The sequence below is a fragment of the Neisseria meningitidis genome (assembly GCF_022869645.1).
GTDB lineage: Bacteria > Pseudomonadota > Gammaproteobacteria > Burkholderiales > Neisseriaceae > Neisseria > Neisseria meningitidis.
Map to the genome: position 1 here is coordinate 33,117 of NZ_CP064367.1, position 26,442 is coordinate 59,558.

Below are 26,442 nucleotides of genomic sequence, written 5' to 3' on the forward strand. Positions count from 1 at the left end.
AGGCAAGATTATGGAAGTCATCCGATACCCCGATTCCCCTTTCAAACTCCACCAACCCTTCCCGCCCGCAGGCGACCAGCCTACCGCTATTGCCGGCTTGCTCGAAGGGCTTTCAGACGGCCTTGCCTACCAAACCCTGCTCGGCGTAACCGGTTCGGGCAAAACCTACACCATGGCGAACGTCATCGCCCAAAGCGGCCGACCCGCCATCATCATGGCGCACAACAAAACCCTTGCCGCCCAGCTTTATGCCGAAATGCGCGAGTTTTTCCCTGAAAACGCGGTGGAATATTTCGTCTCCTACTACGACTATTACCAACCCGAAGCCTATGTGCCCAGCCGCGACCTGTTCATTGAAAAAGACAGCGCGATCAACGAACATATCGAGCAGATGCGCCTTTCCGCCACCAAAAACCTGATGACGCGCGATGACGTGATTATCGTTGCCACTGTGTCCGCCATTTACGGTATCGGCGACCCGACTGAGTATCAACAAATGGTGTTGTCCGTCAAAGAAGGCGACACCATCGAGCAGCGCGACATCATCGCCACGCTCGTTTCCATGCAGTACGAACGCGGCGATTTGGATTTCAAACGCGGCAGCTTCCGCGTGCGCGGCGACGTGATTGACGTGTACCCCGCCGAAAGCTCCGAAAACGCCTTGCGCATCAGCCTGTTTGACGACGAAATCGACCGCCTCGATATGTTCGACCCGCTTTCAGGCAGCCTGCACCAACGCGTCGGCCGCTACACCGTCTTCCCGTCCAGCCACTACGTTACCCCGCGCGACACCGTATTGCGCGCCTGTGACTCCATCAAAGAAGAATTGCGCGAACGCATTGATTTCTTTACCAAAGAAAACCGTCCCGTCGAACAACAACGCATCGAACAGCGCACCCGCTTCGACCTCGAAATGCTCTACGAAATGGGCTTCTGTAAAGGAATCGAAAACTACTCCCGCCACTTCTCCGGCAAAAAAGAAGGCGAACCGCCGCCCACGCTGATGGACTACCTGCCAAGCAACGCCATCATGTTCATCGACGAAAGCCACGTTACCGTAACCCAAATCGGCGGTATGTACAAAGGCGACGCATCGCGCAAGCAAAACCTCGTCGATTACGGCTTCCGCCTGCCTTCCGCCCGCGACAACCGCCCGCTCAAATTCCACGAATTTGAAAAAGTCATGCCGCAAACCGTCTTCGTTTCCGCCACCCCCGCCAAATACGAAGAAGAACACGCCGGACAAGTGGTCGAACAAGTCGTCCGCCCCACAGGGCTGGTCGACCCTCAAATCATCATCCGCCCCGTCGCCACCCAAGTCGACGATTTAATGAGCGAAATCAACGACCGCATCCAAAAAGGCGAACGCGTACTCGTTACCACCCTTACCAAACGCATGGCGGAGCAACTCACCGACTATTACAGCGAACTCGGCATCAAAGTGCGCTACCTGCACAGCGACATCGACACCGTAGAGCGCGTTGAAATTATTAGAGATTTACGGCTCGGATTGTTTGACGTACTCGTCGGCATCAATCTCTTGCGCGAAGGCCTCGACATCCCAGAAGTCTCCCTCGTCGCCATCCTCGACGCAGACAAAGAAGGCTTCCTGCGCTCCCACCGCAGCCTGATTCAAACCATAGGCCGCGCTGCGCGCAACGTGAACGGCGTCGCGATTCTGTACGCCGACAAAATCACCGACTCTATGAAAGCCGCCATCGACGAAACCGAACGCCGCCGTGAAAAACAAATTAAATTCAACGAAGAACACGGCATCGTGCCGCAACAGATTAAAAAACAGGTCAAAGACATCATTGACGGCGTGTACCACGAAGAAGACAGCGGCAAAGGCCGTAGACAAGGCAAAAACAAAGTTAAAGTCGGCGAAATTCACAACGAAGAAGACGCGATTAAAGAAATCGCCAAACTCGAAAAAGCCATGCAACAGGCGGCTAGGGATTTGCAGTTTGAAGAAGCGGCGGTGTTGAGGGATAGGATTAGGAATATTAAAGAGAATTTGTTGTTTGGGGCAGAGTAAAGGAGCTTGATTTTTTAATTAGCGAAGATACAATAACGTCATCTATTATTTTTATAGGAAAGTAACTATGGCAGAGCAACTACAGCTGATTCCTCGTGTTGAAAGCGGTGAAATTATCCCACAGAGAATGAGTGACGGATATATCAATGCGACAGCATTGTGTAAATCTGTAGGTAAATCTTACAGTGATTATAGACAATTACAGTCTACAAATCATTTCTTAAATGAATTGAAAGCCCAGACGGGATTATCCGAACAACAATTGATTCAACAGAGAATTGGTGGAGAACCTTCTTTACAGGGCTCTTGGGTACACCCTTATTTAGCAATTAATTTAGCACAGTGGTTATCCCCTGCATTTGCTGTAAAGGTATCTACTTGGGTTCATGAATGGATGTCAGGTAAAGTCAATGCTTCTCCTTCCCATTCCGCGCATATCCAAAGATACTTGCAAAATAGAGGAAAAATTCCATATACGCATTTTTCAATGCTTAATGAAATTACGCTAAATTTAATTGCTCCTTTGGAGGAACAAGGTTATGTATTACCTAGTCAGTTAGTTCCGGATATTTCAGAAGGAAGATTATTTTGTAGATGGCTGAGGGAAAATAGAAACGTTGATCCGAATAACTTCCCAACATATAAACATGAATTCCTTGATGCTCGGAGACCCGTGGAGGCCAAATTATATCCAATAGAATACTATCAAGATTTTAAATGGCACTTTAATGAAGTATGGTTAAAAGAAAAAGCTAAACAATATTTTTCAGAACGTGATGCAGCAATTTTGCCTTATTTAACCCCGTTAATGTTACCAGCAAGCGAGTCGTAGCAAGCCGTAGCCTGCATTACCAACCACCGCGTGCGTAGCTACGCCATACACCCTACCTGCGGGCGGGACAAACTTTAAGGGGCTGTACTAGATTAGCCCTAAATCCCATACCAATCCCGCAGGATTTTAAGCTGTTGAGACGGTGTGCCGAAGTTAAATCGAAATTAGCATTCTTTCAAGAACAGTGGAAAAGATTTGCAATCGATTCCGTTGTATTTTCGCAAGACGCGTTTTGCCTGATTCCAAAAATTCTCAATGCCGTTAATGTGGTTCTGACGGTCTGCAAATTCCTTGGAATGGTTGATGCGGTAATGGATAAAACCGCTCACGTCCAACTTGTCGTAGCTGCTCAGACTATCGGTATAAACAATACTGTCCGGCATGATTTTCTTTTTGATGACAGGGAGTAACGTTTCAGACTTGGCATTATCCACCACAACGGTATAGACCCGTCCGTTGCGTTTCAGAATGCCGAAAACAACCACTTTTCCTGCTGCACCGCGACCACGTCTACCTTTATGCCGTCCGCCGAAATCGCTTTCGTCCGGCTCGACAGAGCCCTCAAAAACCTCATCGGCAGCCAAGGCCAAATGATGGTTGATAACCGTGCGGATTTTACGGTAGAACAGTGCTGCCGAATTGGGATGGATACCCAAAATATCGGCGGCAGAACGGGCGGTAACTTCCAGTACAAAAAACGGAGCAGTTCTTTCTGTACTTTTTTCTTTAATTTGCAGTGCGTTATCTTCATATTTCGAGGGTAACATATCTGCTAATCTAGTACAGCCCCAACTTTAAAACCGATGTGCAGGTTAAAACCTACAAGGATGCGTGCGGTATACACGCGTTTTTGCCGTTCAAACCATTGCTTTGAACTTTGTATCGAAACATCGTTCGCTGCTTTATCTTGAAAAAATGCCGTCTGTAAGCAAACATGCTTCAGACGGCATTTTTTTATCCGGCGGTTTGTTATCCGATCCGTTTGAATACCAAGTCCCAAACGCCGTGTCCGAGGCGTTTGCCGCGCGCTTCGAATTTGGTTTCGGGGCGGTAGTCCGGGGTGGGGGCGTAGTCTGCCGCCGTATTTTGCAGGCTGTCGAAGCTGCTGAGGACTTCAAGCATCTGCTGTGCATATTCTTCCCAGTCTGTCGCCAGGTGGATATAGCCGCCGGTTTTGAGTTTGGGCAGCAGTTTGGCGATGAAGGGGGCTTGTATCAGACGGCGTTTGTGGTGGCGTTTTTTGTGCCACGGGTCGGGGAAGAATATGTGGATGCCGTCGAGCGAGCCGTCTTGCAGCATATTTTCGACAACTTCTACGGCGTCGTGCCGCATCACGCGGATGTTTTCCAAATGGTTTTCTTCTATGAGTTTGAGCAGATTGCCTACGCCGGGACCGTGTACGTCGATGGCAAGAAAGTCGGTTTCGGGCAGCCTGCGGGCGATTTCTGCGGTTGCCGTCCCCATACCGAAGCCTATTTCGAGGATTTTGGGTCGGCTGCTTCCGAAACGGGCATCAAGATCGGCCGGTGTTGCTTGGTAGTCGATGCCGAAGCTGCCCCATAAGGTATCGATGGCGCGTTGCTGCGCGGCGGTCATGTGGCTTTGGCGGAGGACGAAACTGCGGATGCTGCGGGGGTGTTCGGCTTGCCAGTTGTTTTGTGTTTGGTTTTCGGCGGTGTCTGTCATAATGCTTTCGTGCGCTTGTGCAATCAGGATGCCGTCTGAATGTGAAAGGCCTGTTCGGACGGCGGGAAAGGAAAGGGGCGATTATACCTGTTTCGTTTCGGCAGGGTAGGTGTAACGCTGTTCAGACGGCATTTTGCCATTGTTGCAGCAGTTCTTGCAGGACGCTTTTTTGCCCGTATCCGTTGTTTATGGCTTCTTGCAGGTAGCGGCAGGCTTTTTCTTTGTCCGGCTCGACGCCGTGTCCGTTGTAATGGATGCAGGCGAGGTTATAAAGTGCCATGCTGTCTTTTTGCGCGGCGGCTTTTTCAAACCATTTGCGTGCTTCATTGTAGTCGGCGGTCATACCCTGTCCGAAGTAATACATGCTGCCCAGATTGGTTTGGGCTTTGCTGTGGCCGAGTTCTGCGGCTTCTGTGTAGAGTTTGAGTGCGGCTGCATATTCGGGCGCGCATTGTAATCCGTAATGCAGGGCTTGGGCTTTTTGATAAAGCCGTTCTGCCCTTTGCCGCCTGATGGCGGAATCTTTAATGCCGCCATATTGGTCGGGATGGTTTAACGCGCTGTCGGATATGAGTTTCTGATACGCGGCAAGGCTGCCGGCTTCGGCTGCCTGCCGGTAATAATGCAGGGCTTTTTCTTTATCGGAAGTCATGCCCAGTCCGTAGCGGTAGATGTCGCCCAGTATCCGCAAACCTTCGGGATGGCGTTCGGCGGCTGCTGCTTCGGCGTGATGCAGGGCAAGTTTGTAGTTTCTTTCCGGATGCTTGCCTTGCAGGTAGATGTCGGCAAGTGCGGCATGGGCATCGGGGTCATTTTCCTGTGCCGCCTGTTGAAACCAGTGAACGGCTTCATCAGGAGCCGTAGGTAGGATGAGCTCGGCAAGCGGGGTGTAGGCGGGAATGTATCCTTGTTGTGCGGCGGCGCGCAAATGATTGACGGCCTGTGCCGTGTCGACTTTCGTCCCTTGTCCGAAACGGTATTGCAGCCCGAGCTGCCAGTGTGCCGCCGCCAAGCCTTGTGCCGCCGCTTTGCGGTAGAGCAGGTGCGCCGTTTCAAAATCCGGCGGCGTGCCGTACCGGCAGTATTGGGCAAGCAGGTATTGCCCGTGGGGGTTGTTGTTTTTTGCGCTTGTTTTTGCCCATTTCAGGGCTTCTTCAAAATGTCGGGACGCATACAGAAGGTACATCAGGCGGACTTGTGCTTCAGGCAGTCCTTCCTCTGCCAACGGTCTGTAAAGCGGTATCAGGGTTTCCGGGGGCGCGCCTTCCAATTCTTGGATATATGCCAGATTGTAACGCGCATAGGGATGCCCCTGTTCGGCGGCGATGCGGAGCATTTCCATACCTTGTTCGCGGTCTTGGTAGGGGCTGTCCGCGTCCATCAGGTGTTTTGCCAACTCGAATGCGGCGGCGGGATGACCTGCCGAGAACGCTTCTGTCAGCAGTCGGCGGACTTCGGTAAAGTTATATTGTTTTTGAGACAGGCATTCTAAGGCCTGCCGATAGGGTAAGTCGGGATTGTTCATGTCAGATCGTTTTCCGTTTTGTCGAATCATCGTTATTGTGTTATGAAGTTAGGTTTATAGTGGATTAACAAAAATCAGGACAAGGCGACGAAGCCGCAGACAGTACAAATAGTACGAAACCGATTCACTTGGTGCTTGAGCACCTTAGAGAATCGTTCTCTTTGAGCTAAGGCGAGGCAACGCCGTACTGGTTTAAATTTAATCCACTATATATCGGTATACCGACCTGCTGTATCATATTTTTTACAGACGGTTTTTGCTTGGGCAGCATACTAATGCAGATGCTCGTAAATGGTTTCCGCCAATGCCTTGCTGATGCCTTCCACTTTTTCCAAGTCCTCGCGGCTGGCGGCAATCACGCCGCGCAGACCGCCGAAGCGGGTGAGCAGGGCTTGGCGGCGTTTGCTGCCTACGCCGGGGATGTCGCTTAAGGAGGAGGTAACGCGGGCTTTGTCGCGTTTTTTGCGGTGGCCGGTAATGGCGAAACGGTGCGATTCATCGCGTACGGTTTGCAATAGATGCAAGGCCGGGCTGTTGGGCGGCAGGCGGAAGACTTCGCCGGTAAAAGGCAGTATGAGTTCTTCCATACCGGCTTTGCGTTCGGGGCCTTTGGCGATACCGACCAAAGGAATGTGCAGCCCGAGTTCTTCCCATACCGATACGGCGATGCCGATTTGCCCTTTGCCGCCGTCAATTAACACGGCATCCGGCCATTTGACGGTCTCGCCGTTGGCTTCGGCTTCCTGCATTTTGCCGTAACGGCGCGTCAACACTTCGCGCATGGCGGCGTAGTCGTCGCCGGGTTTGGCGGTCGTGATGTTGTAGCGGCGGTATTGCGAGGGCTGGATGTTTTGCTCATCGTACACGACGCAGGAGGCGATGGTGGCTTCGCCTTGGGTGTGGCTGATGTCGAAGCATTCGAGGCGGTTGAGGCCGTCTGAATCCATACCGAGGATTTTGGCGAGTTCGTCGATGCGGTGTTGCTGGTTGCTTTGTTGCAGGCGGCGTTGTGCAATCGCCATTTGTGCGTTTTGTTCCGCCATTTTCAACCAAACTTTGCGTTCGCCTATGGTTTTGGTTACGAACTGCATTTGTTTGCCGTGTTCGCCTTCCAAAGCCTCTTTCAGCGCATCGGGGACGGGGAAGTTGTTGATGATAATGTCGGGTTTGCTTTTGCCCAGATAGTGTTGGGCGACGAAGGCTTCGGCATAGTCTTGCCCGTTTGGCTCGGGATCGTTTTTGGTGTCGGGGAAGAAACTTTTGTCTCCGACGTGCCGCCCACCGCGTATGCTGACCCAGTGTACGCAGACGATGCCGTCTGAAACCGCCAGCGCGAGCAAATCGATATCGTTGGGGTTGTTCGGGTTTTTGCTGTCGATGAACTGGTTGCTCTGCATAATGCCGAGTGCTTGGATTTGGTCGCGGTAGCGGGCGGCTTCTTCAAATTGCAGATTCGCGGCGGCAGTTTGCATTTTGTGTTGCAGGGTGCGGGTCAGTTCGTCGGTTTTGCCGTTGAGAAAAGTGGCGGCTTGACGCACGCTGTCGCGGTAGTCTTCTTCGCTGATGTGTCCGACGCAGGGCGCGGTGCAGCGTTTGATTTGATACAGCAGGCAAGGGCGGTCACGATGCTCGAATACGCTGTCTTCGCAGGTACGCAGCATAAAGACTTTTTGCAACACTTGAATGCTGTCGCGCACGGCGTTGCTGTTGGGATACGGGCCGAAGTATTGGTTTGGCTTTTTCAGCGTGCCGCGGTAATACGCCATCTGCGGATATTGATGGCCGCTGAGCATCAAATAAGGATAGCTTTTGTCGTCGCGGAAAAGGATATTGTATTTCGGCGACAAGGCTTTGATGAGGTTGTTTTCGAGAATCAGGGCTTCGGCTTCGGAACGCGTGATGGTGGTTTCGATATGATGAACCTGTTTTACCATCAATGCGATGCGCGGCGAATGGTCGTTTTTTTGGAAATAGCCGGACACGCGCCGCTTGAGGTTGACCGCTTTGCCGACGTATAAGACTTTGCCGCCTTCGTCAAAAAAACGGTACACGCCCGGCAGCTTGGGCAGGTTTTTGAGGAAGAGCGGGATATCGAATTGTTCCGGAGAACGGTTTTCTGTATTCATATCAATTATTTGAAAAACGGCTTCAGACGGCATATCGGCAGCGGCAGCCTTATCCGTTCGGAAAAGCTGTCGGGTGGTTATATGCGGTCAATCGATTTTTACCCGTTTCAGGCGCAAGGCGTTGCTCAACACGGAAACCGAGCTTGCCGCCATTGCCGCGCCTGCGATGACAGGGTTTAAAAAACCGAGCGCGGCAAGCGGAATGCCCAAAATATTGTAGAAGAAGGCGAAAAACAGGTTTTGCTTGATGTTTCTCAACGTCGCCCGCGATACCGATAGGGCATCGGCGAGTTGGTTGACCGAATGTTGCATCAGCGTGGCGGATGCGGTGTGTTCGGCAACGTCCGCGCCGCCTTTCATGGCGAAGCTAACGTTGGCGGCGGCGAGCGCAGGTGCGTCGTTGATGCCGTCTCCGACCATCGCCACGGTTTTGCCGGCGGCTTTGAGTTTCTGCACTTCGGCGGCTTTGTCGCGCGGACTCATATTACCGAAGGCGTGTGCGATGCCCAGTTGTTTGGCGACGTATTCGACCGTGCCTTGGTTGTCGCCGCTCATAATATAGACATCGATATTGTGTTTTTTCAGACGGCCTATGGCTTCGGCGGTATCGGCTTTCAACGCGTCGGCAAGTGCGAATGCGCCGATGGGTTTGTTATCGACTGAGACCGCAACAATGCTTGCAATATCCCAAACGCCGTCTAAAAACTTCGGCAAGGCCAGTTCGGCAAATTCGGCTTTGCCTGCTTTCACCAAACCCACGCCTTCCACTTCGGCGGTAATGCCTGCGCCGACAACGGTTTGTGCGTTTTGTGCGGCGGGAATGTCCAAACCGCGCGCTTGGGCGGCGGAGACGATGGCACGGGCGAGCGGATGGGCGGCGTTTTGTTCGACGGCGGCGGCGATGCGGTACAAAGCGTCTTCGTCAAAGCCGCTGTCGGGAACGCAATAAACGGCGGCAACCTGCGGGCTGCCTTCGGTCAGCGTACCGGTTTTGTCCAACACGACGGCATCGACGTGGGCGGCTTCCTCCATTGCTGCCGCGTCTTTAAACCAAATACCGTGTTTCACCGCTTTGCCAATGCCGACCATAATCGCGGCGGGTGTAGCCAGACCGAGCGCACACGGGCAGGCAATCACCAAAACGGCGACGGCGTGCATCAGCGCAACCGTCCAATCGCCCTTAATCAGCCAAGTAACAATAAAAGTCAACAACGCGATGCCCACGACGGCAGGCACGAACACCGCCGCCGCCTTGTCCGCCACGCGCGCAATCGGTGCTTTACTGCCTTGCGCTTCAGAGAGTGCGTTCATCATGTCGCCGAGCAGGGTTTGGCTGCCGAGCTGCGCGGCGCGGTACACCACGCTGCCTTCAGTCATCAGCGCGCCCGCCAATACTTTGCCGCCTGCCTTTTTCTCTTCGGGATTGGATTCGCCGGTAAGATGGCTTTCGTCCGCCCAGCCGCTGCCGCTTTCTATGATGCCGTCGGCGGCAATGCGTTCGCCGTGATTGGCGCGGATTAGGTCGCCGATTTGCACTTGGTCGATGGGTAGCTGCCGCCATTCGCCATCGCGTTGCACGTTGACTTGGGTTGGCGTGAGTTTGAGCAGCAAGCCCAAGCTGTTCAGGCTGGATTTTTTGGTGCGGTGTTCCAAAAATTTACCCAGTGACACAAAACCAATCACCATTATGCCTACTTCAAAATACACATGCGCCATACCGTACGCCGCGTGCGGGCTGAAAAACAGCATATAGACGGAATACAGGTAAATCGAGACCGTGCCGATGGTAACGAGTACGTCCATATTCGCCAGCCCGCCTTTAATGCTCGCCCACGCGCTTTTGTAAAATGGCACCGCCAGCCAAAGCTGCACCACACTCGCCAATGCAAACTGCAACAAGGGCGACAACATCCAATCATGCCGTGTCCAATTCAGCCCTTTTAGCATCATCCCTACCATACCGATAAGGAACGGGATATTGATGGCCAGCAAAAGCCACAACCTCCAGCCGATATGGTGTTCTGCTTCGGGTTGCGGCAATGTATCTTCCGTTTTTTCCTTCGCGCCGTAACCGGTTTTCTCAATGATTTTGGCAATGTCGGCTACTGAGGTTTTGCTGTCGTCAAACACTACCTGCGCCTCTTCGCTGGCGAAGTTTACCCCCGCCGATTCGACAAAATCTTTTTTGTTCAACACTTTTTCAATGCGCGAAGCACATGCCTGGCAGGTCATGCCTTCGATTTGGAAACGGACTTTTTGTTGCATAAGCGTGATTCCTGCTTTGATATTCAGACGGCGGTCAAGGCTGCGTGATGCCGTCTGAACGCCGGTATGGTCGAAATTTCTCAAACGCGCCGATAATTCGAGTAGAATCCGAAAACTTGACACAGCAAAGGAAAAACAATGTCCCAACACCGCAAACTGATTATTTTGGGTTCCGGCCCCGCCGGATACACCGCCGCCGTCTATGCCGCGCGTGCCAATTTAAACCCCGTCATTATTACAGGTATCGCGCAAGGCGGGCAACTGATGACCACCACCGAAGTGGACAACTGGCCTGCCGATGCCGACGGCGTGCAAGGGACGGAATTGATGGCGCGGTTTCTCGCCCACGCCGAACGTTTCGGAACGGAAATCATTTTTGACCAAATCAACGCCGTCGATCTGCAAAAACGCCCGTTTACACTCAAAGGCGATATGGGCGAGTACACTTGCGATGCCCTGATTGTCGCAACAGGCGCGTCCGCCAAATACCTCGGTTTGCCGAGTGAGGAAGCGTTTGCAGGAAAAGGCGTTTCCGCTTGTGCCACCTGCGACGGTTTCTTCTACAAAAACCAAGATGTTGCCGTAGTTGGCGGCGGCAATACGGCAGTTGAAGAGGCACTCTACCTTGCCAATATCGCCAAAACCGTTACCCTGATCCACCGCCGCAGCGAGTTCCGTGCCGAAAAAATCATGATCGACAAACTGATGAAACGCGTGGAAGAGGGCAAAATCATCCTCAAGCTGGAAAGCAACCTGCAAGAAGTACTGGGCGACGATCGGGGCGTAAACGGCGCATTATTAAAAAACAACGACGGTTCTGAGCAACAAATTGCCGTCAGCGGCATTTTTATCGCCATCGGGCACAAGCCGAATACCGATATTTTCAAAGGTCAGTTGGAAATGGACGAAGCCGGTTACCTGAAAACCAAAGGCGGCACGGCGGACAATGTCGGCGCAACCAATATCGAAGGCGTATGGGCGGCGGGCGACGTAAAAGACCATACCTACCGTCAGGCGATTACCAGCGCGGCTTCCGGCTGTCAGGCGGCTTTGGACGCGGAACGCTGGCTGGGCAGCCAAAACATTTGAATGCCGTCTGAAACCGAAATTTTCGGCGGAATGCAAATTTTTCGCACCAAATCCTTGATTCCGTCGGCAAACCCCAATATAATGCCTGCTCTTTGAACCTTGCCTTCTGCTTTCGCATGGCAGAAGGCTGTTTTTACCATCCATAAGGAGATAACATGCGTCATTACGAGATCGTGTTTATCGTTCATCCTGATCAAAGCGAGCAAGTGCCTGCTATGGTTGAACGTTACAAAACCATGATTGCTGAAGCAAACGGTAAGATTCACCGTTTGGAAGATTGGGGTCGCCGCCAACTGGCTTACCCGATTAACAAAATCCATAAAGCCCATTACGTTTTGATGAACATCGAAACCACTCCCGAAGTGGTTGAAGAGCTGGAAACCGCATTCCGCTTCAATGATGCCGTATTGCGCCATCTAACCATCAAAACCAAACACGCCGTTACCGAAGCATCCCCTATGTTGGGTGGTGAAAAGGCTAAGAACCTGTTGAGCGGCGCGTCTGAAGAAGCGGTCGCCCAATAATTGGGATTCAATAATCTTGTTTCGCTTGCCGTGTTAATTGAAAAGGTTTTCCCTATTCGATATACGCCTGCCGGAATCCCTGTTTTAGATATTATTTTAAAGCACGAATCGTGGCAGGAGGAAAACGGGCAGCAATGCCTTGTCCAATTGGAAATTCCGGCACGGATTTTAGGCAGGCAGGCGGAAGAGTGGCAGTATCGGCAAGGTGTATATGTTCACGTCGAAGGTTTTTTAGCTCAAAAAAGCAGACGTTCCCTTATGCCGATGCTCAGGATACAAAATATTCAAGAATATAAAGGTTAAACGACAATGGCTCGTCAATCATTCAAACGTAGAAAATTCTGCCGTTTCACGGCTGAAAAAATCCAAGAAGTCGATTACAAACAAGTTGATTTGCTGAAAGACTTTATCTCTGAAAACGGTAAAATCATTCCTGCACGCATCACAGGAACGAAGGCATTCTACCAACGCCAATTGGCTGTTGCCGTAAAACGCGCACGCTTCCTGGCTCTGCTGCCTTACACCGACCAACACAAATAATTTTGGAGATTGAATCATGCAAATTATTCTGTTAGAAAAAATCGGCGGTCTGGGCAACTTGGGCGACATCGTAACCGTTAAAAACGGCTACGCCCGCAACTTTCTAATTCCCGCAGGTAAGGCAAAACGTGCGACCGAAGCGAATATGAAAGAGTTTGAAGCACGCCGTGCCGAATTGGAAGCCAAACAGGCTGAAATTTTGGCAGATGCCCGAGTCCGTCAGGAAAAATTGGACGGTCAAACCATTACCGTTGCACAAAAAGCCGGTGTGGACGGTCGCCTGTTCGGTTCCGTCACCAATGCTGATATTGCGGCTGCAATCGTTGCTGCCGGCATCGAAGCCGTGAAAGCAAATGTACGTCTGCCGAACGGTCCTCTGAAAGCCGTTGGCGAGTACGAAGTGGAAGTGGCTTTGCACACTGATGCCGTTGCTAAAATTACCGTTGCCGTCGTTGCCGCAACCGAGTAATTGAAATTATCAGATGCCGTCTGAAACCCTGCCGATTGTCGGAATGTGGTTTCAGACGGTATTTGTTTTGTTTTTCGTATATTCTGCAAAAATCGGGATGGTTGTTTTTATAGTGGATTAAATTTAAACCAGTACAGCGTACCTGGCTTCAATATACTCAATAGGATAGGTCTCTTCCTAACCGAAAAAATAATTGTCTTTTCCCTTGCAAATAATTGAAATCAACAGATTACTAAAACACAGCCAAAATATTCAATTGACAAAAACTTTTCTGATTTTGAGAAATCTGTGAAAATCAGGGGATTATTTATTTTGAAAATGGTATCGGGCATAAAATTTGGCTGTGTTTCAATATGGTGCTGATAACATACTTTGTTTCAAAATGTTCAATAGGATAACTTCCTGATTGACCGAAAAATAATGGCCTTTTCCCTTGCAAGCAGTTGAAATCAACAGATTGTCAAAATACATCCTAAAAATTTAATAACTTATATATATGATTGCAAAGGTTACGGCTTGTATGCCGGTCATTATGGCGGAAATACCGTTTGGGAGGCAGCCGCATCGCGTGGAATCGGCACGGCAGGCGATGCGCCGATGCCTTCGGGCGTGAAGGCGGGGCAATCGGCAGTTTGGAAAAAGGCAATGGAATCTGTGGGCAGAAGAAGTTAAGGGTAAAAGTCGGGCGCACGGTCAGGTTGTCTGTCCTTTTGTCGGAACAGGAGACTGGGCAGCTTTGTCCTGATTAATTGCTTGTGCAAACGGTAAAAAGGTTTTTTCGTGTGTTTTAAAGCAGGTTGTACAGCATTTTTCCGGCAATCAAAAGCAACATAATGCCGAAGGATTTTTTGAGTTTGGCAGAAGAAAGTTTGTGGGCGGTTTTGACACCGAGCGGGGCAAAGGCAATGGTTGCCGCGCTGAGGACGGCGACGGCGGGCAGGTAAAGGAAGCCCAGTGACCCTTCGGGCAATCCTGCAATATTCAGGCCGTTGAGCAGATACGATATTGCGCCGGAGAGTGCAATCGGCCAGGCAAGGCCGGATGATGTGCCGATGGCTTTATGGGCGGGGAAGCCGCAGTGGATTAAGAAGGGGACGGAAAGTGAACCGCCGCCTATGCCGACCCAGCTCGACATTGTGCCGAACAGTGTGGAAACCGCAGTCAGTCCGGGCAGTCCGGGCAGCGGGCGGGATGCCGTCTGAGGGTCGGTATGCAGTGTTTTGAATGCGACGGCGGTTAAAAACAGGATGAAGAAAATTTGAAGCCCGAACGCTGGGATATATTTTGCGGAGAGTGCGCCAGCGAATACGCCGAATACCATACCCGGCATCATCGTAAATACGGTTTTCCAGTCGACCGCCTGTTTTTTGTGCTGCCCCAGCATACTGGAAAAGGCGGTGAAGACCATGACGGCGAAGGATGTGCCGACGGCGAGGTGTTGCGCGTAAGGATGTTGTGCCAAACCCTGCAAATCAAGCACCCATAAAACGACAGGGACAATCAGCGTGCCGCCGCCTACGCCGAACAGGCCGGCAATAAAACCTGCCGCACTGCCTACGGCAAGCAGGATTAAGATAATGTCCCAATGCCACATTTAATCCGCCTTTCTGTATTTTTTCCAGAATCGGCGTGCCGCCATAATGTAGCCGGACAGGCTGTATCCGAGAAAGAACAGGAAGAGGACGAGCGACGGTTCCCAAGTGACCAGAAGCAGCAGTAAGACGGCAAGCAGCATTCCGACAAAGGGGACTTGTCTGCGGATGTTGATTTCTTTAAAACTCCAAAAAGGGATTTGGACAATCATCGACAGGCCGGCAAACAGTGTGATGCCCAATGCCCACCAGTGGACGGCGGGGAATTTTTCGACGCTGTGGTTGACCCAAATCAGCCCGACAATCAGCGCGGCGGCAGTCGGACTGGGCACGCCGATAAACCAGCGTTTGTCCACCTTGCCGATGAGCGTGTTGAACAGCGCAAGGCGCAGGGCGGCGCAGGCGCAGTAGATGAAGGCGACGGAATAACCGATTTTGCCGAACTGCCAAAGCTGCCATTTGTAGGCAATCAGAGCGGGAGCAACGCCGAAGCTGACCATATCGGCAAGGCTGTCGAGCTGCTCCCCGAACGCGCTTTGGCTGTTGGTCAGCCGCGCCACGCGCCCGTCCATACCGTCCAGCAACATAGAGATGAATACCGCGATGGCGGCGGTTTCATAACGTCCGTGCATGGATTGGGTGATTGCGTAAAATGCGGAAAACAGCGCGGCGATGGTAAAGGAGTTGGGCAGCAGGTAGATACTGTTTTGACGCAGGGAGCGTTGCGGGGTGTTGGTCGGGGTTTCCATAGCTGAAGTGTCTCACGGACGTGGAGAATCGATAGGGGATTATAACCCAAACCATTATCGAACAATACGCCCTTTAGGATGAAGCCCTCGGAGGCGGTTTGTTTTTCTGATGGCGGATGCTTTGCGGGGCGGTTTGACTCTGCCTGCCACCGGGTGTGTTGTTTCGGATTTTTGCCGGATGGATATTGTTGCCGGGCATTTCTGGGCTTGCCGGAAGGTATCGGGGGGAGGGCATCGGAATATGCGGCGCACCGTTCAAACCGGGGCGGCGTTTCCCTATTTTCAGGGGGTTGCAGGTTTCAACAAATTGAAAGATATTTTTTGCATTTCCGACCGTATGCTGATTTTGAAGCGGGATAAATTATAGGACAAGGTTTTTCGCCCGCGGCAAGGATTGCCCGCAATGCCGTCTGAAAACAACGGCTTGCCGCTAAGGCGGCGGTATGCGGATTTGCGCTGCCGAAATCGGTTTGCCATACCCGGCGGTGCAATCTGCGGGGAGGGATAAGCCGATAAGGCGGGACTTATCCTGTTTTTTGTTTATAATGCAACAGAATTTGGACGAACCGTCGGGAATTTATCATGATGAAAAAGATACTGGCCGTATCGGCACTATGCCTGATGACTGCGGCGGCACGGGCTGCCGATACTTACGGCTATCTCGCCGTTTGGCAGAATCCGCAGAATGCAAACGATGTTTTGCAGGTTAAAACCACAAAAGAAGATTCGACGAAAAGCGAAGCGTTTGCCGAGTTGGAAGCTTTCTGCAAAGGTCAGGACACGCTTGCGGGCATTGCCGAAGACGAGCCGACCGGATGCCGGTCGGTCGTGTCGCTGAACAATACCTGTGTCGCGCTGGCATACCCGAAAGCCTTGGGCGCGATGCGCGTTGAAAACGCCGTTGTGATTACTTCTCCGCGTTTTACGAGCGTTTATCAGGTCGCACTCAACCAGTGCATCAAAAAATACGGCGCACAGGGACAATGCGGCTTGGAAACAGTGTATTGCACGTCTTCTTCTTATTACGGGGGAACTGTGCGCTCTTTGATTCAAAATCTCAAATAAAACGGGAAATGCCGTCTGAAAGATGTTCAGACGGCATTTCTATATCGACGGTCAGGATTCTTTCGGATCGGGCAGCAGGCTGTTCAACATAATGGCAAGTACGGCGCACAAGCCCACGCCGGCAAAGCTGAAGCTGCCCAATTTGAGCGTCATGCCGCCGATGCCTGTGGTCAGTACCGAGCTGACGATGACCAGGTTTTTCGGCAGCATCAAATCGACTTTGGCATCAATCAGGGTTTTGATGCCTAAAGAAGCAATCGTGCCGAACAGCAGCAGCATAATGCCGCCCATTACTGGCATCGGAATGGAAGCCAAAAACGCATTGAATTTGCCGAAAAACGCCATGCAGACGGCAAAAACCGCCGCCCAAGTCATGATGACGGGGTTGCTGTTTTTGGTAATCATCACCGCACCCGTTACTTCGCCGTAGGTCGTAACCGGCGGGCCGCCGATCAGACCCGCAACGCATACGCCCAAACCGTCGCCTGCAAGGGTTTTGTCCAAGCCCGGGTCTTTCGTATAGTCTTTCTCCGTCACATTGCCGATTGCCATGATGCCGCCGATGTGTTCGATGGCGGGGGCGACGGCAACGGGCAGCATAAACAGTGCAGCCTGCCAGTTGATCTGAGGCGTTTCAAAATGGGGAACGGCGAACCAGGGCGCGTGTGCAATGCTTGCCGTGTCCACCAGTCCCATCAGCAGTGCCAAAACATAACCCGAAGCGACACCGATCAAGATGGGAATCAGCTTCATCATCCTGCTGCCGAAAACCGATACGATGGCGGTAACGGCAAAGGTAAAGCCGGAAAGAATCAGCGAATCGGTATAGTCGATGACCTGTTTGCCGTCCGCCTGACCCATTGCCATGCTGCTTGCCGCCACGGCAACAGACAGACCGATGACCATGATGACGGGGCCGATGACGACCGGAGGCAGCAGTTTGTGTACCGCTGCCAGTCCGCGCCAACGGATCAGCGCGGCAAACACAAAATACATAAAGCCGGCGGCAAACAGTCCGAACATGGTGGAAGGCAGCCCCCATTCGCCGACGGAGTAGATAATCGGTGCGATAAAGGCAAACGAAGAACCAAGAAAAATCGGCACTTTGCGTTTGGTTGTGATTTGGAACAGCAGCGTTCCCAAGCCTGCGCCCAAAAGCGCAAGAGCCGGATTCAGACCGGTCAGCAGGGGAACCAGCACCATTGCGCCGAATGCCACAAATAAAATCTGCGCGCCGGAAACGGCAAGTTTCAGTTGGTTCATACCATCTTCTTTCAATCGGTTCAAACGGCACGGATTATACTGGTTTGCCGAGGGTCTGCGTAAAAATACATATGGCGGGCAACAGATATGCCGTCTGAAAGGCAATGTCTGTCTGTTGCAGGATGAAAGCAGGAGAAATGGAGTATAATCCGACACTTTCCATATTCAATCCGCAAGCCGTCCGGCTTCCTTATTTCAGACGGCATTTTCCGGTAATACGGCATGACAGAAAAATCCCATAAAAAAACAGCAAAAGGCAGGGCGGGAAGCCCGTCCCCAACGTCCGCACGCAACAAGAAAGCCGACAACGGCGCACGGGGCAATAAAGTTTCCGAGCGGCTCAAGGCGGTCAAAGAGTTGCAGAAAACCGAAACCAAAAAGGCGCGTCCCGAACATGTCGTCAACCTTATCGGCGACGCACTGTGGCTGATGGGTTTGGCGGCAACCCTGTATTTGGTGATTTCCCTGATCAGTTTCGATATGGGCGATCCGTCTTGGTCGCACAGTTCGCCGGTTGTGGAAGATGTCGCCAATTGGGGCGGACTGTTCGGCGCGTATGTTGCCGATGTCGGCTATTATCTTTTCGGCTGGTCGTTCTGGTGGTGGATAGCGGCTGCCTGCGTCATGCTGTATAAAAATTTCCGCCTGCACGCAAAACAGACGGAAAACGAGGCATACAACCACAAAATCGCTGCCGCCGCGCTGTTTGTCCTGACGGTCTTCAGCCCCGTCTTGGAGTATTTTGTGCTGGGCGGAAAATATGCCGACTCCCTGCCTGTCGGAGCAGGCGGTATGGTCGGCATACGCGTCGGCGCAGTGTTTGCGTGGCTGCTGGGGAAATCGGGCAGCCTGCTGATTATCTTGGTTGTTCTGCTGTTGTCGTTGTCCCTACTGGTGCAGATTTCATGGCTGGAATTTTTGAACGGTGCGGGCAGGGCGGTTCAAAACCGCCTGAGTGCCTTATCCGGCAAGGTCATGGCTTTAGGAAAACGCCGGCCGAATACCAAAACAGACGGTGTCGATACCCAAAATACACGGCGCATGGTAAAAGAAGCCAAGAATATTACGGCCAAACCCGTTGCCTTGCCCGAAGGCAGCAGCAGCAACCGCAAATCCGTCGCGGTTTCCGTCGCGCCGCCGCCCAAAATTCAGGTTTCTCTGTTTGAAGATGACGAACCTCGGCAGGCGGGCGAATACCACAAGCCTACATTGAACCTATTGCGGATTCCTGACAGCGAACCCGTCAGCATCAATCCCGCCGAATTGGAGCGCACTGCCGAACTGATCGAATCCAAACTGGCAGAATTCGGCATCGGCGTACAAGTCGTATCCGCCACATCCGGCCCCGTCATCACGCGCTACGAAATCGAACCCGCGCAAGGTGTTAAAGGCAGCCAAATTGTTGCCTTGTCGAAAGATTTGGCACGCTCTATGTCGCTGCAATCCGTGCGTATCGTCGAAACCATCGCAGGTAAAAACACGATGGGCATCGAGTTGCCCAACGACAAACGCCAAGACGTGATGTTGAGCGAAATCTTGTCCTCGCCCGTGTTTGCCGAAGCCAAATCCAAGCTGACCGTCGCGCTGGGCAAAGACATTGCCGGTACCCCCGTTGTCGGCGACTTGGCGAAAATGCCGCACCTTTTGGTCGCCGGTATGACTGGTTCGGGCAAGTCCGTCGGCGTGAACGGCATGATTATGTCTATGCTTTTCAAAGCTACGCCCGACGAAGTCCGCTTCATTATGATAGACCCGAAAATGCTCGAGTTGAGCATTTACGACGGCATTCCGCACCTGCTCTGTCCCGTCGTGACCGATATGCGCGAAGCAGGGCAGGCGTTGAACTGGTGCGTCGCCGAAATGGAAAAACGCTACCGCCTGCTTTCCCACGCCGGTGTACGCAATCTGGAAGGCTTCAACCAAAAAGTCGAAGCCGCAAAAGCGGCAGGCAAGCCGCTGCTCAATCCGTTCAGTCTGAACCCCGACAACCCCGAGCCTTTGGAAAAACTGCCGATGATTGTGGTCGTTATCGACGAACTTGCCGACCTGATGATGACCGAACGCAAAGCCGTCGAGCAGCAAATCGCCCGTCTCGCCCAAAAAGCGCGCGCCGCCGGTATCCATATGATTGTCGCCACCCAACGTCCCAGTGTCGATGTCGTTACCGGCCTGATTAAAGCCAACATCCCGACGCGTATGGCGTTTACCGTGCAAAGCAAAATCGACAGCCGTACCATCCTCGACCAAATGGGCGCGGACGAACTGCTCAAATATGGCGATTCGCTGTTCCTTCAGCCCGGCAGTGCCGAACCGACCCGCCTGCAAGGCGCGTTTGTTTCCGATGATGAAGTCCACCACGTCGTCGCTTTCGTCAAGGAGCAGGCACCGGCAAATTATGTAGAAGGGCTGCTTACAGGCGAAGCGGCACAGGAAACGGCAAATATCGTCAGCCCCAATGCAGACAGTGACGAATTGTTCGATCAGGCTGTCGCCTATGTTTTGGAAAGCAAAAAAACCTCCATTTCGTCTTTGCAGCGGCAGTTGCGTATCGGCTATAACCGCGCGGCAAACCTGATGGAGGCACTGGAAAATGCAGGTGTCGTTTCTCCCTCCGATCTTAACGGCAGCCGTAAAATTTTGGCGCACAAGGACCATTTATAGCCCATATCGCAAAATGCCGTCTGAACGGTGGAATTGGCGTTTCAGACGGCATATTATGTTTCAGGCGAAACATTGTGATATACTTGCCAGCTAAAATTTCCCCTTTGCGGCAATGCGGTTCAAATATCGTACCGTTGCGCTGTTTGCTTCCCCATGTAGGGAAGAAAGTTTATCATTTTATCAACACAACAAATTTAAGGGCTTATGATGAGCGTAACTGTTGAAACTTTAGAAAATCTGGAACGCAAAGTAGTGTTGTCCCTGCCTTGGTCCGAAATCAACGCAGAAACCGATAAAAAACTGAAACAAACCCAACGCCGTGCAAAAATCGACGGTTTCCGTCCGGGTAAAGCACCTTTAAAAATGATTGCCCAAATGTACGGTGCGAGCGCACAAAACGACGTGATCAACGAGCTGGTGCAACGCCGCTTCCACGATGTTGCCGTTGCCCAAGAGTTGAAAGTGGCAGGCTTCCCCCGTTTTGAAGGCGTTGAAGAACAAGACGATAAAGAATCTTTCAAAGTTGCCGCCATTTTTGAAGTGTTCCCCGAAGTCGTTATCGGCGATTTGTCTGCACAAGAAGTTGAAAAAGTAACCGCTTCCGTCGGTGATGCCGAAGTGGACCAAACCGTAGAAATCCTGCGCAAACAACGCACCCGCTTCAACCATGTCGAACGCGAAGCCCGAAACGGCGACCGCGTCATCATTGACTTTGAAGGCAAAATCGACGGCGAACCTTTTGCCGGCGGCGCATCCAAAAACTACGCCTTCGTATTGGGCGCAAGTCAAATGCTGCCTGAATTTGAAGCCGGCGTAGTCGGCATGAAGGCGGGCGAAAGTAAAGACGTTACCGTCAATTTCCCTGAAGACTACCACGGTAAAGACGTTGCCGGTAAAACTGCCGTGTTCACCATTACGCTGAACAACGTTTCCGAAGCGACTCTGCCTGAAGTCGATGCAGATTTTGCAAAAGCCTTGGGTATTGCGGATGGCGACGTTGCCAAAATGCGCGAAGAAGTGAAGAAAAACGTAAGCCGCGAAGTGGAACGCCGCGTAAACGAACAAACCAAAGAATCCGTAATGAACGCGCTGCTCAAAGCCGTAGAGCTGAAAGCACCTGTTGCTTTGGTCAATGAAGAAGCCGCACGCTTGGCAAACGAAATGAAACAAAATTTTGTTAACCAAGGTATGGCTGATGCTGCCAACTTGGATCTGCCTTTGGATATGTTCAAAGAACAAGCCGAACGCCGCGTGTCTTTGGGTCTGATTTTGGCCAAACTGGTTGATGAAAACAAACTGGAACCGACTGAGGAGCAAATCAAAGCCGTTGTCGCCAACTTCGCAGAAAGCTACGAAGATCCTCAAGAAGTAATCGACTGGTACTACGCAGAGCCTTCCCGCCTGCAAGCCCCGACTTCTTTGGCGATAGAAAGCAACGTCGTTGATTTCGTTTTGGGTAAAGCCAAAGTAAACGAAAAAGCTTTGTCTTTTGACGAAGTGATGGGCGCGCAAGCCTGATTATCCTGAAAATGCCGTCTTAGGGCAGTTTTTGAAAGCACCGAAGCCGCTTTTAAAGCCCGCTTTGGTGCTTTTACATCATGAAAGGAGACGAAATGTCTTTTGATAACTATCTTGTCCCTACCGTTATCGAGCAGAGCGGTCGCGGTGAGCGTGCATTCGATATCTATTCCCGGCTTTTGAAAGAGCGCATCGTATTCTTGGTCGGCCCGGTAACCGACGAGTCCGCCAATCTGGTGGTTGCCCAACTGTTGTTTTTGGAAAGTGAGAATCCGGATAAGGATATTTTCTTCTATATTAACTCGCCGGGCGGTTCGGTAACGGCCGGTATGTCGATTTACGACACCATGAATTTTATCAAGCCCGATGTATCGACTTTGTGCTTGGGGCAGGCAGCAAGTATGGGCGCGTTCTTATTGTCGGCAGGCGAAAAAGGCAAACGTTTCGCCCTGCCCAACAGCCGGATTATGATTCACCAGCCTTTAATCAGCGGCGGCTTGGGCGGTCAGGCATCCGATATTGAAATTCACGCACGCGAACTGTTGAAAATCAAAGAAAAACTCAACCGCCTGATGGCGAAACATTGCGGCCGCGATTTGGCAGATTTGGAGCGCGACACCGACCGTGATAATTTCATGTCTGCCGAAGAAGCAAAAGAATATGGTTTGATCGACCAAGTTTTGGAAAACCGCGCTTCTTTGCAGCTTTAAACCTTGTGAAGTAGACAAATGCCGTCTGAAAACAGTTCAGACGGCATTTGTCTTATAGGGACTGTATTGGGATGATTTTGTTCTGGTTGCGTTTGGAGCCGTTTTCGCCGTAGTTGGTTTTGACATACTCTTCAACAATAGCCAAAAATTCCGTTGCAATGTTGTCGCCTTTCAGCGTTACTTTGCGTTCACCATCTACATAAACAGGCGCGACGGGTGTTTCCCCCGTACCGGGCAGGCTGATGCCGATGTCGGCCAATTTGCTTTCTCCGGGCCCATTGACAACGCAGCCCATTACGGCAACGTTCAGGGATTCAACCCCAGGATAAAGGGTACGCCATATAGACATTTTTTGGCGCAGGTAATTTTGAACATCTTGTGCCAGCTCTTGAAATACGGTACTGGTGGTACGCCCGCAGCCGGGGCAGGCGGTAACCATCGGCGTAAACGAACGCAATCCCATAGTTTGTAAAATCTCTTGCCCGACGACGACCTCCTGAGTACGCGGGCTGCCAGGTTCCGGAGTCAGTGAAATGCGGATGGTGTCGCCGATTCCTTCTTGAAGCAAGACGGATAATGCCGCCGTTGATGCGACAATGCCTTTGCTGCCCATACCGGCTTCGGTCAAACCCAAATGCAGCGGATAGGCGCAACGGCTGCCCAGTTCGCGGTAAACCTGAATCAAATCCTGAACCGCGCTGACTTTGCACGACAGGATGATTTTGTCTTCGGGCAGTCCCAATAGAACGGCTTTTTCGGCAGATTCCAAAGCGGAGACAATCAGTGCTTCCTTCGTCACTTCTTCGGGCGGTTTCGGCGCGGAAGAAGCGAGGTTGGCATCCATCATACGTTTGGCGAGGCTTTGATCCAAAGAACCCCAGTTTACGCCGATGCGGACGGCTTTATCGTTTTCAGCAGCAGTCCGAATCATAAAGGCAAATTTTTCATCGCCTTTTACGCCTTTGCCGACATTGCCGGGATTGATGCGGTATTTGGACAATGCTTTGCCGCATTCTGGAAATTCCGCCAACAGGCGTTCGCCGTTGAAGTGGAAATCGCCGATAAGCGGTGTGGCATAGCCCATATCGTCCAAGCGGCGGCGGATTTCGGCAACTTTGGACGCGGCTTCGGGGCTGTTGACGGTAATACGCACCATTTCGGATCCGGCGTCGCTCAATTCCTTAATCTGCAATGCGGTGGCTTTTGCATCGGCAGTGTCGGTGTTGGTCATAGATTGGATAACGACGGGTGCTTCTGAACCGACGGTAATATGATCGATGCGGACTTGATGCGTCTTGCGGCGTTGGAGTGTGTTCATATGGTTTGAATCTGTTTATTGACCGATGAGGACGGTTTGCAATTCTTCCGAGTAGGGGAAATTCGCCTGCAATTGTGCTTCATATTCGTATGCCGCCTGTGCGTTGCCGAGGGCTTTGGCAATTTTCCAGCCTAGCAGCAAATCATCGGCCTGAAGGACTTCTACCCTGCTTTGGTATTTTTTAAAGTAGTAATCGGCATCGCCCAACTGCCCGGCCAGCATTTTGGTGCGCGCCAGTTCTTTAAATGCGGGTGGGAACTGCGGCTGGGCGGCGAGGGAACGTTTCAAATAGGCTTCCGCCAATCCGAATTGCCCCTGTTTTGCGCTGCATATGCCTTTATTCAGGTTGGCAATATAAGGGGTCGGGTAGGTGGGGTCGGCCAGGGCTTTGTCGAAATATGCCATAGATTCGGCAGGGCGGTTGAGCCTGCCGCACAGGAACCAGCCGTAGTTGTTGTTGATTTCGGCACTGTCGGGTTTGATGGAGAGGGCTTGCCGGAAACTTTCCTGCGCCTTGTCGTTAACTTTCAGGTATTGATAGATTTCGGCACGGACCAGCCAGGCAAGCTCGTTTTTAGGGTCTGATTTCAAGGCGTCTTCAATACTTGCCGTCGCCTGACGGTAGTCCTGACCGCGCATATATTCCATTGCCAACTGGGTTTTGATATTGGAAACCTGATTGGCTTTTTCTGCCCGCGAGGGGCGGTAGGAAGTGCTGCACGCGCCCAAGGCAAGGACAAGTAATAAAGAGATTCGTTTGGATGGCTTAAAAGGCATAATTACCCCTGTTGTCCGATTAAAATCTGCTGCCATTTTTGTTGGCGGCGCGTTTTATCCTGAACCTGCCCCGCCAACTGTCCGCAGGCGGCATCGATGTCGTCGCCGCGCGTTTTTCGTACGGTAACGACAAATCCTGCCTGCTGCAAAATATCGCGGAACACACGGATGTTCTCATTGCTGGAGCGTTCGTATCCGGAGTTTGGGAAGGGATTGAACGGAATCAGATTGAACTTGCAGGGAACATCTGTGACCAGTTCGATCAGTTCGCGCGCATGTTGCGCCTTATCGTTTATTCCGTCCAACATGACGTATTCGAAAGTGATGAAATCCCTGGGTGCTTTGACCAGATAGCGTTGGCATGCGGCCATCAATTCTTTCAAGGGATATTTTTTGTTCAACGGTACGATTTGGTTGCGGACTTCGTCATTGGAAGCGTGGAGGGAAACCGCCAAAGCCACCGGCATGACATCGCGCAACCTGTCCATTTGGGGAACCATACCCGAAGTGGAAACGGTTACGCGGCGGCGGCTCAAACCGTAGCCGTGGTCGTCCAGCATGATGCTTAAGGCGGTAACGACATTGTCGAAGTTCGCCATCGGCTCGCCCATACCCATCATCACTACATTGGAAATTACGCGTTCGTTTTTCGGTGTAACACCCATCGCTTTGTTTGCCCACCACAATTGCCCGATGATTTCGGCAGCAGTCAAATTGCGGTTGAAGCCCTGCCGGCCGGTCGAACAAAATGTACATTCCAAAGCGCAGCCGACTTGTGAGGAAATGCAGAGCGTGCCGCGATCCGATTCGGGGATGAAGACGGTTTCCACCCCGTTGCCCGTACCGACATCCAAAAGCCATTTTCGAGTGCCGTCTGAAGATTTTTGAGACATCATCAGCTTGGGAATTTCGATGCCTGCCTGTTCGTTCAGTTTATGGCGCAACGATTTTGCCAAATCGGTCATTTCGTTAAAATTTTGCGCGCCGGATTGGTGCATCCAACGCATAACCTGTTTGGCACGGAAGGGTTTTTCGCCCATATCGGCAAAATGTCGGGTCAGCCCTTGAAGGTCGTAGTTGAGCAGATTGGTTTTCATGTGTTTGTGTTTTTCTTAAATCAAGGCTTCAAATAAAAAATTGCAGGGCAGGCAAGTTTGATTTGAAGCCTTTTGCAACAGAGTCTTCAGACGGCATGGATATATTTTATGCCGTCTGAAGAGGAGTTGGGCGGTGTATTGTATCAACGGGGGCAGATTTCGGTTTGGCTGAAAAAGTAGGCAATTTCCAAAGCGGCATTTTCCACGCTGTCGGAACCGTGTACGGCATTAATGCTGACCGAAGTGGCAAAGTCCGCGCGTATCGTGCCTTCGGCGGCTTCGGAAGGATTAGTTGCACCCATCAGTTCGCGGTTTTTCAGGACGGCGTTTTCACCCTCTAATACCTGAATCATAACCGGACCGCCGGTCATAAATTCAACCAATCCGGCGTAGAAGGGGCGGTCTTTATGAACCGCATAAAATTCTTGCGCCTCTTTGAGGGTAAGCTGCTTCATTTTGGCGGCAACGATTTTCAGACCGTTCTCCTCAAAGCGGCTGTATATTTTGCCGATAACGTTTTTGCCGACGGCATCGGGTTTGATGATGGAGATGGTACGTTCAATCGCCATGCTATATCCTTATTTTTACTTAAGAAGAA

Annotated in this window: 24 protein-coding genes and 1 pseudogene; 12 read left to right on the forward strand and 13 right to left on the reverse strand. The window is 51.7% G+C overall.

What is annotated here, in order from left to right; genetic code table 11:
* The first annotated feature begins 10 nt into the window (after positions 1-10).
* Entirely contained in the window at positions 11-2,038 is a 2,028-nt protein-coding gene (gene uvrB, locus IUJ45_RS00140) for an excinuclease ABC subunit UvrB (protein WP_002245989.1), read from the forward strand.
* A gap of 67 nt (positions 2,039-2,105) precedes the next feature.
* Entirely contained in the window at positions 2,106-2,870 is a 765-nt protein-coding gene (locus tag IUJ45_RS00145) for a KilA-N domain-containing protein (RefSeq protein ID WP_002245990.1), read from the forward strand.
* A gap of 98 nt (positions 2,871-2,968) precedes the next feature.
* Here the strand turns inward: IUJ45_RS00145 and IUJ45_RS00150 are convergent.
* The 5 genes and pseudogenes from IUJ45_RS00150 to IUJ45_RS00170 all read right to left on the reverse strand — a co-directional run bounded on the left by IUJ45_RS00150 (position 2,969) and on the right by IUJ45_RS00170 (position 10,472).
* A pseudogene (locus IUJ45_RS00150) lies at positions 2,969-3,621 on the reverse strand (IS1595 family transposase).
* 218 nt (positions 3,622-3,839) lie between these two features.
* The gene (gene trmB, locus IUJ45_RS00155; protein WP_002227255.1) at positions 3,840-4,556 is read right to left on the reverse strand and encodes a tRNA (guanosine(46)-N7)-methyltransferase TrmB; all 717 of its coding nucleotides are present in this window, start codon (positions 4,554-4,556) and stop codon (positions 3,840-3,842) included.
* A 121-nt stretch (positions 4,557-4,677) separates the two neighbouring features.
* On the reverse strand, positions 4,678-6,081 hold the full coding sequence (locus IUJ45_RS00160; protein WP_002227257.1) for a tetratricopeptide repeat protein: 1,404 nt from the start codon (positions 6,079-6,081) through the stop codon (positions 4,678-4,680).
* A gap of 272 nt (positions 6,082-6,353) precedes the next feature.
* Entirely contained in the window at positions 6,354-8,240 is a 1,887-nt protein-coding gene (gene uvrC / locus IUJ45_RS00165) for an excinuclease ABC subunit UvrC (RefSeq protein ID WP_002245992.1), read from the reverse strand.
* A gap of 54 nt (positions 8,241-8,294) precedes the next feature.
* Positions 8,295-10,472: a heavy metal translocating P-type ATPase gene (locus tag IUJ45_RS00170; RefSeq protein WP_002249385.1), complete on the reverse strand. Its 2,178-nt coding sequence runs from the start codon at positions 10,470-10,472 to the stop codon at positions 8,295-8,297.
* Positions 10,473-10,610: 138 nt separating this feature from the next.
* On the opposite strand from IUJ45_RS00170, the gene trxB reads away from it, so the two are divergent.
* The 6 genes from trxB to IUJ45_RS00200 all read left to right on the forward strand — a co-directional run bounded on the left by trxB (position 10,611) and on the right by IUJ45_RS00200 (position 13,215).
* Positions 10,611-11,561 (forward strand): thioredoxin-disulfide reductase, encoded by a 951-nt coding sequence (trxB, locus tag IUJ45_RS00175; protein WP_002245994.1) that lies wholly within the window; start codon positions 10,611-10,613, stop codon positions 11,559-11,561.
* A 155-nt stretch (positions 11,562-11,716) separates the two neighbouring features.
* Complete coding sequence (gene rpsF, locus IUJ45_RS00180) at positions 11,717-12,085, forward strand: 30S ribosomal protein S6 (RefSeq protein ID WP_002213302.1); 369 nt, start codon at positions 11,717-11,719, stop codon at positions 12,083-12,085.
* Positions 12,086-12,388 carry a primosomal replication protein N gene (gene priB, locus IUJ45_RS00185; protein ID WP_010981204.1) on the forward strand — a complete coding sequence of 101 codons (303 nt, stop codon included), beginning with the start codon at positions 12,086-12,088 and terminating at the stop codon, positions 12,386-12,388.
* 6 nt (positions 12,389-12,394) lie between these two features.
* Entirely contained in the window at positions 12,395-12,625 is a 231-nt protein-coding gene (rpsR, locus tag IUJ45_RS00190; RefSeq protein WP_002213306.1) for a 30S ribosomal protein S18, read from the forward strand.
* 16 nt (positions 12,626-12,641) lie between these two features.
* Positions 12,642-13,094 carry a 50S ribosomal protein L9 gene (gene rplI / locus IUJ45_RS00195; RefSeq protein ID WP_002235866.1) on the forward strand — a complete coding sequence of 151 codons (453 nt, stop codon included), beginning with the start codon at positions 12,642-12,644 and terminating at the stop codon, positions 13,092-13,094.
* Positions 13,095-13,107: 13 nt separating this feature from the next.
* On the forward strand, positions 13,108-13,215 hold the full coding sequence (locus IUJ45_RS00200) for a hypothetical protein (RefSeq protein ID WP_025461133.1): 108 nt from the start codon (positions 13,108-13,110) through the stop codon (positions 13,213-13,215).
* Between the two features lie 666 nt (positions 13,216-13,881).
* On the opposite strand, the gene IUJ45_RS00205 is transcribed toward IUJ45_RS00200, so the two are convergent.
* The 3 genes from IUJ45_RS00205 to IUJ45_RS10910 form a co-directional block, all read right to left on the reverse strand.
* Positions 13,882-14,688, reverse strand: a complete 807-nt coding sequence (locus IUJ45_RS00205) for a sulfite exporter TauE/SafE family protein (RefSeq protein WP_002219162.1) — start codon at positions 14,686-14,688, stop codon at positions 13,882-13,884.
* Complete coding sequence (pssA, locus tag IUJ45_RS00210; RefSeq protein ID WP_002213318.1) at positions 14,689-15,435, reverse strand: CDP-diacylglycerol--serine O-phosphatidyltransferase; 747 nt, start codon at positions 15,433-15,435, stop codon at positions 14,689-14,691. It abuts the gene before it with no gap.
* Between the two features lie 73 nt (positions 15,436-15,508).
* Positions 15,509-15,634 carry a hypothetical protein gene (locus tag IUJ45_RS10910; protein WP_002213319.1) on the reverse strand — a complete coding sequence of 42 codons (126 nt, stop codon included), beginning with the start codon at positions 15,632-15,634 and terminating at the stop codon, positions 15,509-15,511.
* Positions 15,635-16,017: 383 nt separating this feature from the next.
* Here IUJ45_RS10910 and IUJ45_RS00215 point away from each other — a divergent pair, with 383 nt between their 5' ends.
* A complete protein-coding gene (locus IUJ45_RS00215; RefSeq protein WP_002245995.1) occupies positions 16,018-16,500 on the forward strand; it encodes a DUF4189 domain-containing protein in 483 nt (160 codons plus the stop codon).
* A gap of 51 nt (positions 16,501-16,551) precedes the next feature.
* Here IUJ45_RS00215 and IUJ45_RS00220 read toward each other — a convergent pair whose 3' ends face one another.
* A complete protein-coding gene (locus tag IUJ45_RS00220) occupies positions 16,552-17,763 on the reverse strand; it encodes a uracil-xanthine permease family protein (RefSeq protein ID WP_002249384.1) in 1,212 nt (403 codons plus the stop codon).
* 222 nt (positions 17,764-17,985) lie between these two features.
* On the opposite strand from IUJ45_RS00220, the gene IUJ45_RS00225 reads away from it, so the two are divergent.
* From IUJ45_RS00225 to clpP, 3 genes are all read left to right on the forward strand, one after another.
* Positions 17,986-20,424, forward strand: a complete 2,439-nt coding sequence (locus IUJ45_RS00225; RefSeq protein WP_002245997.1) for a DNA translocase FtsK — start codon at positions 17,986-17,988, stop codon at positions 20,422-20,424.
* 207 nt (positions 20,425-20,631) lie between these two features.
* A complete protein-coding gene (tig, locus tag IUJ45_RS00230) occupies positions 20,632-21,942 on the forward strand; it encodes a trigger factor (protein ID WP_002237059.1) in 1,311 nt (436 codons plus the stop codon).
* Positions 21,943-22,037: 95 nt separating this feature from the next.
* Positions 22,038-22,652, forward strand: coding sequence for an ATP-dependent Clp endopeptidase proteolytic subunit ClpP (gene clpP, locus IUJ45_RS00235; protein WP_002233970.1), 615 nt, complete (start codon positions 22,038-22,040; stop codon positions 22,650-22,652).
* A gap of 52 nt (positions 22,653-22,704) precedes the next feature.
* On the opposite strand, the gene ispG is transcribed toward clpP, so the two are convergent.
* From ispG to ndk, 4 genes are all read right to left on the reverse strand, one after another.
* On the reverse strand, positions 22,705-23,970 hold the full coding sequence (gene ispG / locus IUJ45_RS00240; protein WP_002232580.1) for a flavodoxin-dependent (E)-4-hydroxy-3-methylbut-2-enyl-diphosphate synthase: 1,266 nt from the start codon (positions 23,968-23,970) through the stop codon (positions 22,705-22,707).
* 15 nt (positions 23,971-23,985) lie between these two features.
* Complete coding sequence (gene pilW / locus IUJ45_RS00245) at positions 23,986-24,747, reverse strand: type IV pilus biogenesis/stability protein PilW (protein WP_002232579.1); 762 nt, start codon at positions 24,745-24,747, stop codon at positions 23,986-23,988.
* A gap of 2 nt (positions 24,748-24,749) precedes the next feature.
* Entirely contained in the window at positions 24,750-25,844 is a 1,095-nt protein-coding gene (rlmN, locus tag IUJ45_RS00250; protein WP_002222371.1) for a dual-specificity RNA methyltransferase RlmN, read from the reverse strand.
* 143 nt (positions 25,845-25,987) lie between these two features.
* Entirely contained in the window at positions 25,988-26,413 is a 426-nt protein-coding gene (ndk, locus tag IUJ45_RS00255; RefSeq protein WP_002213338.1) for a nucleoside-diphosphate kinase, read from the reverse strand.
* Positions 26,414-26,442: the final 29 nt, after the last annotated feature.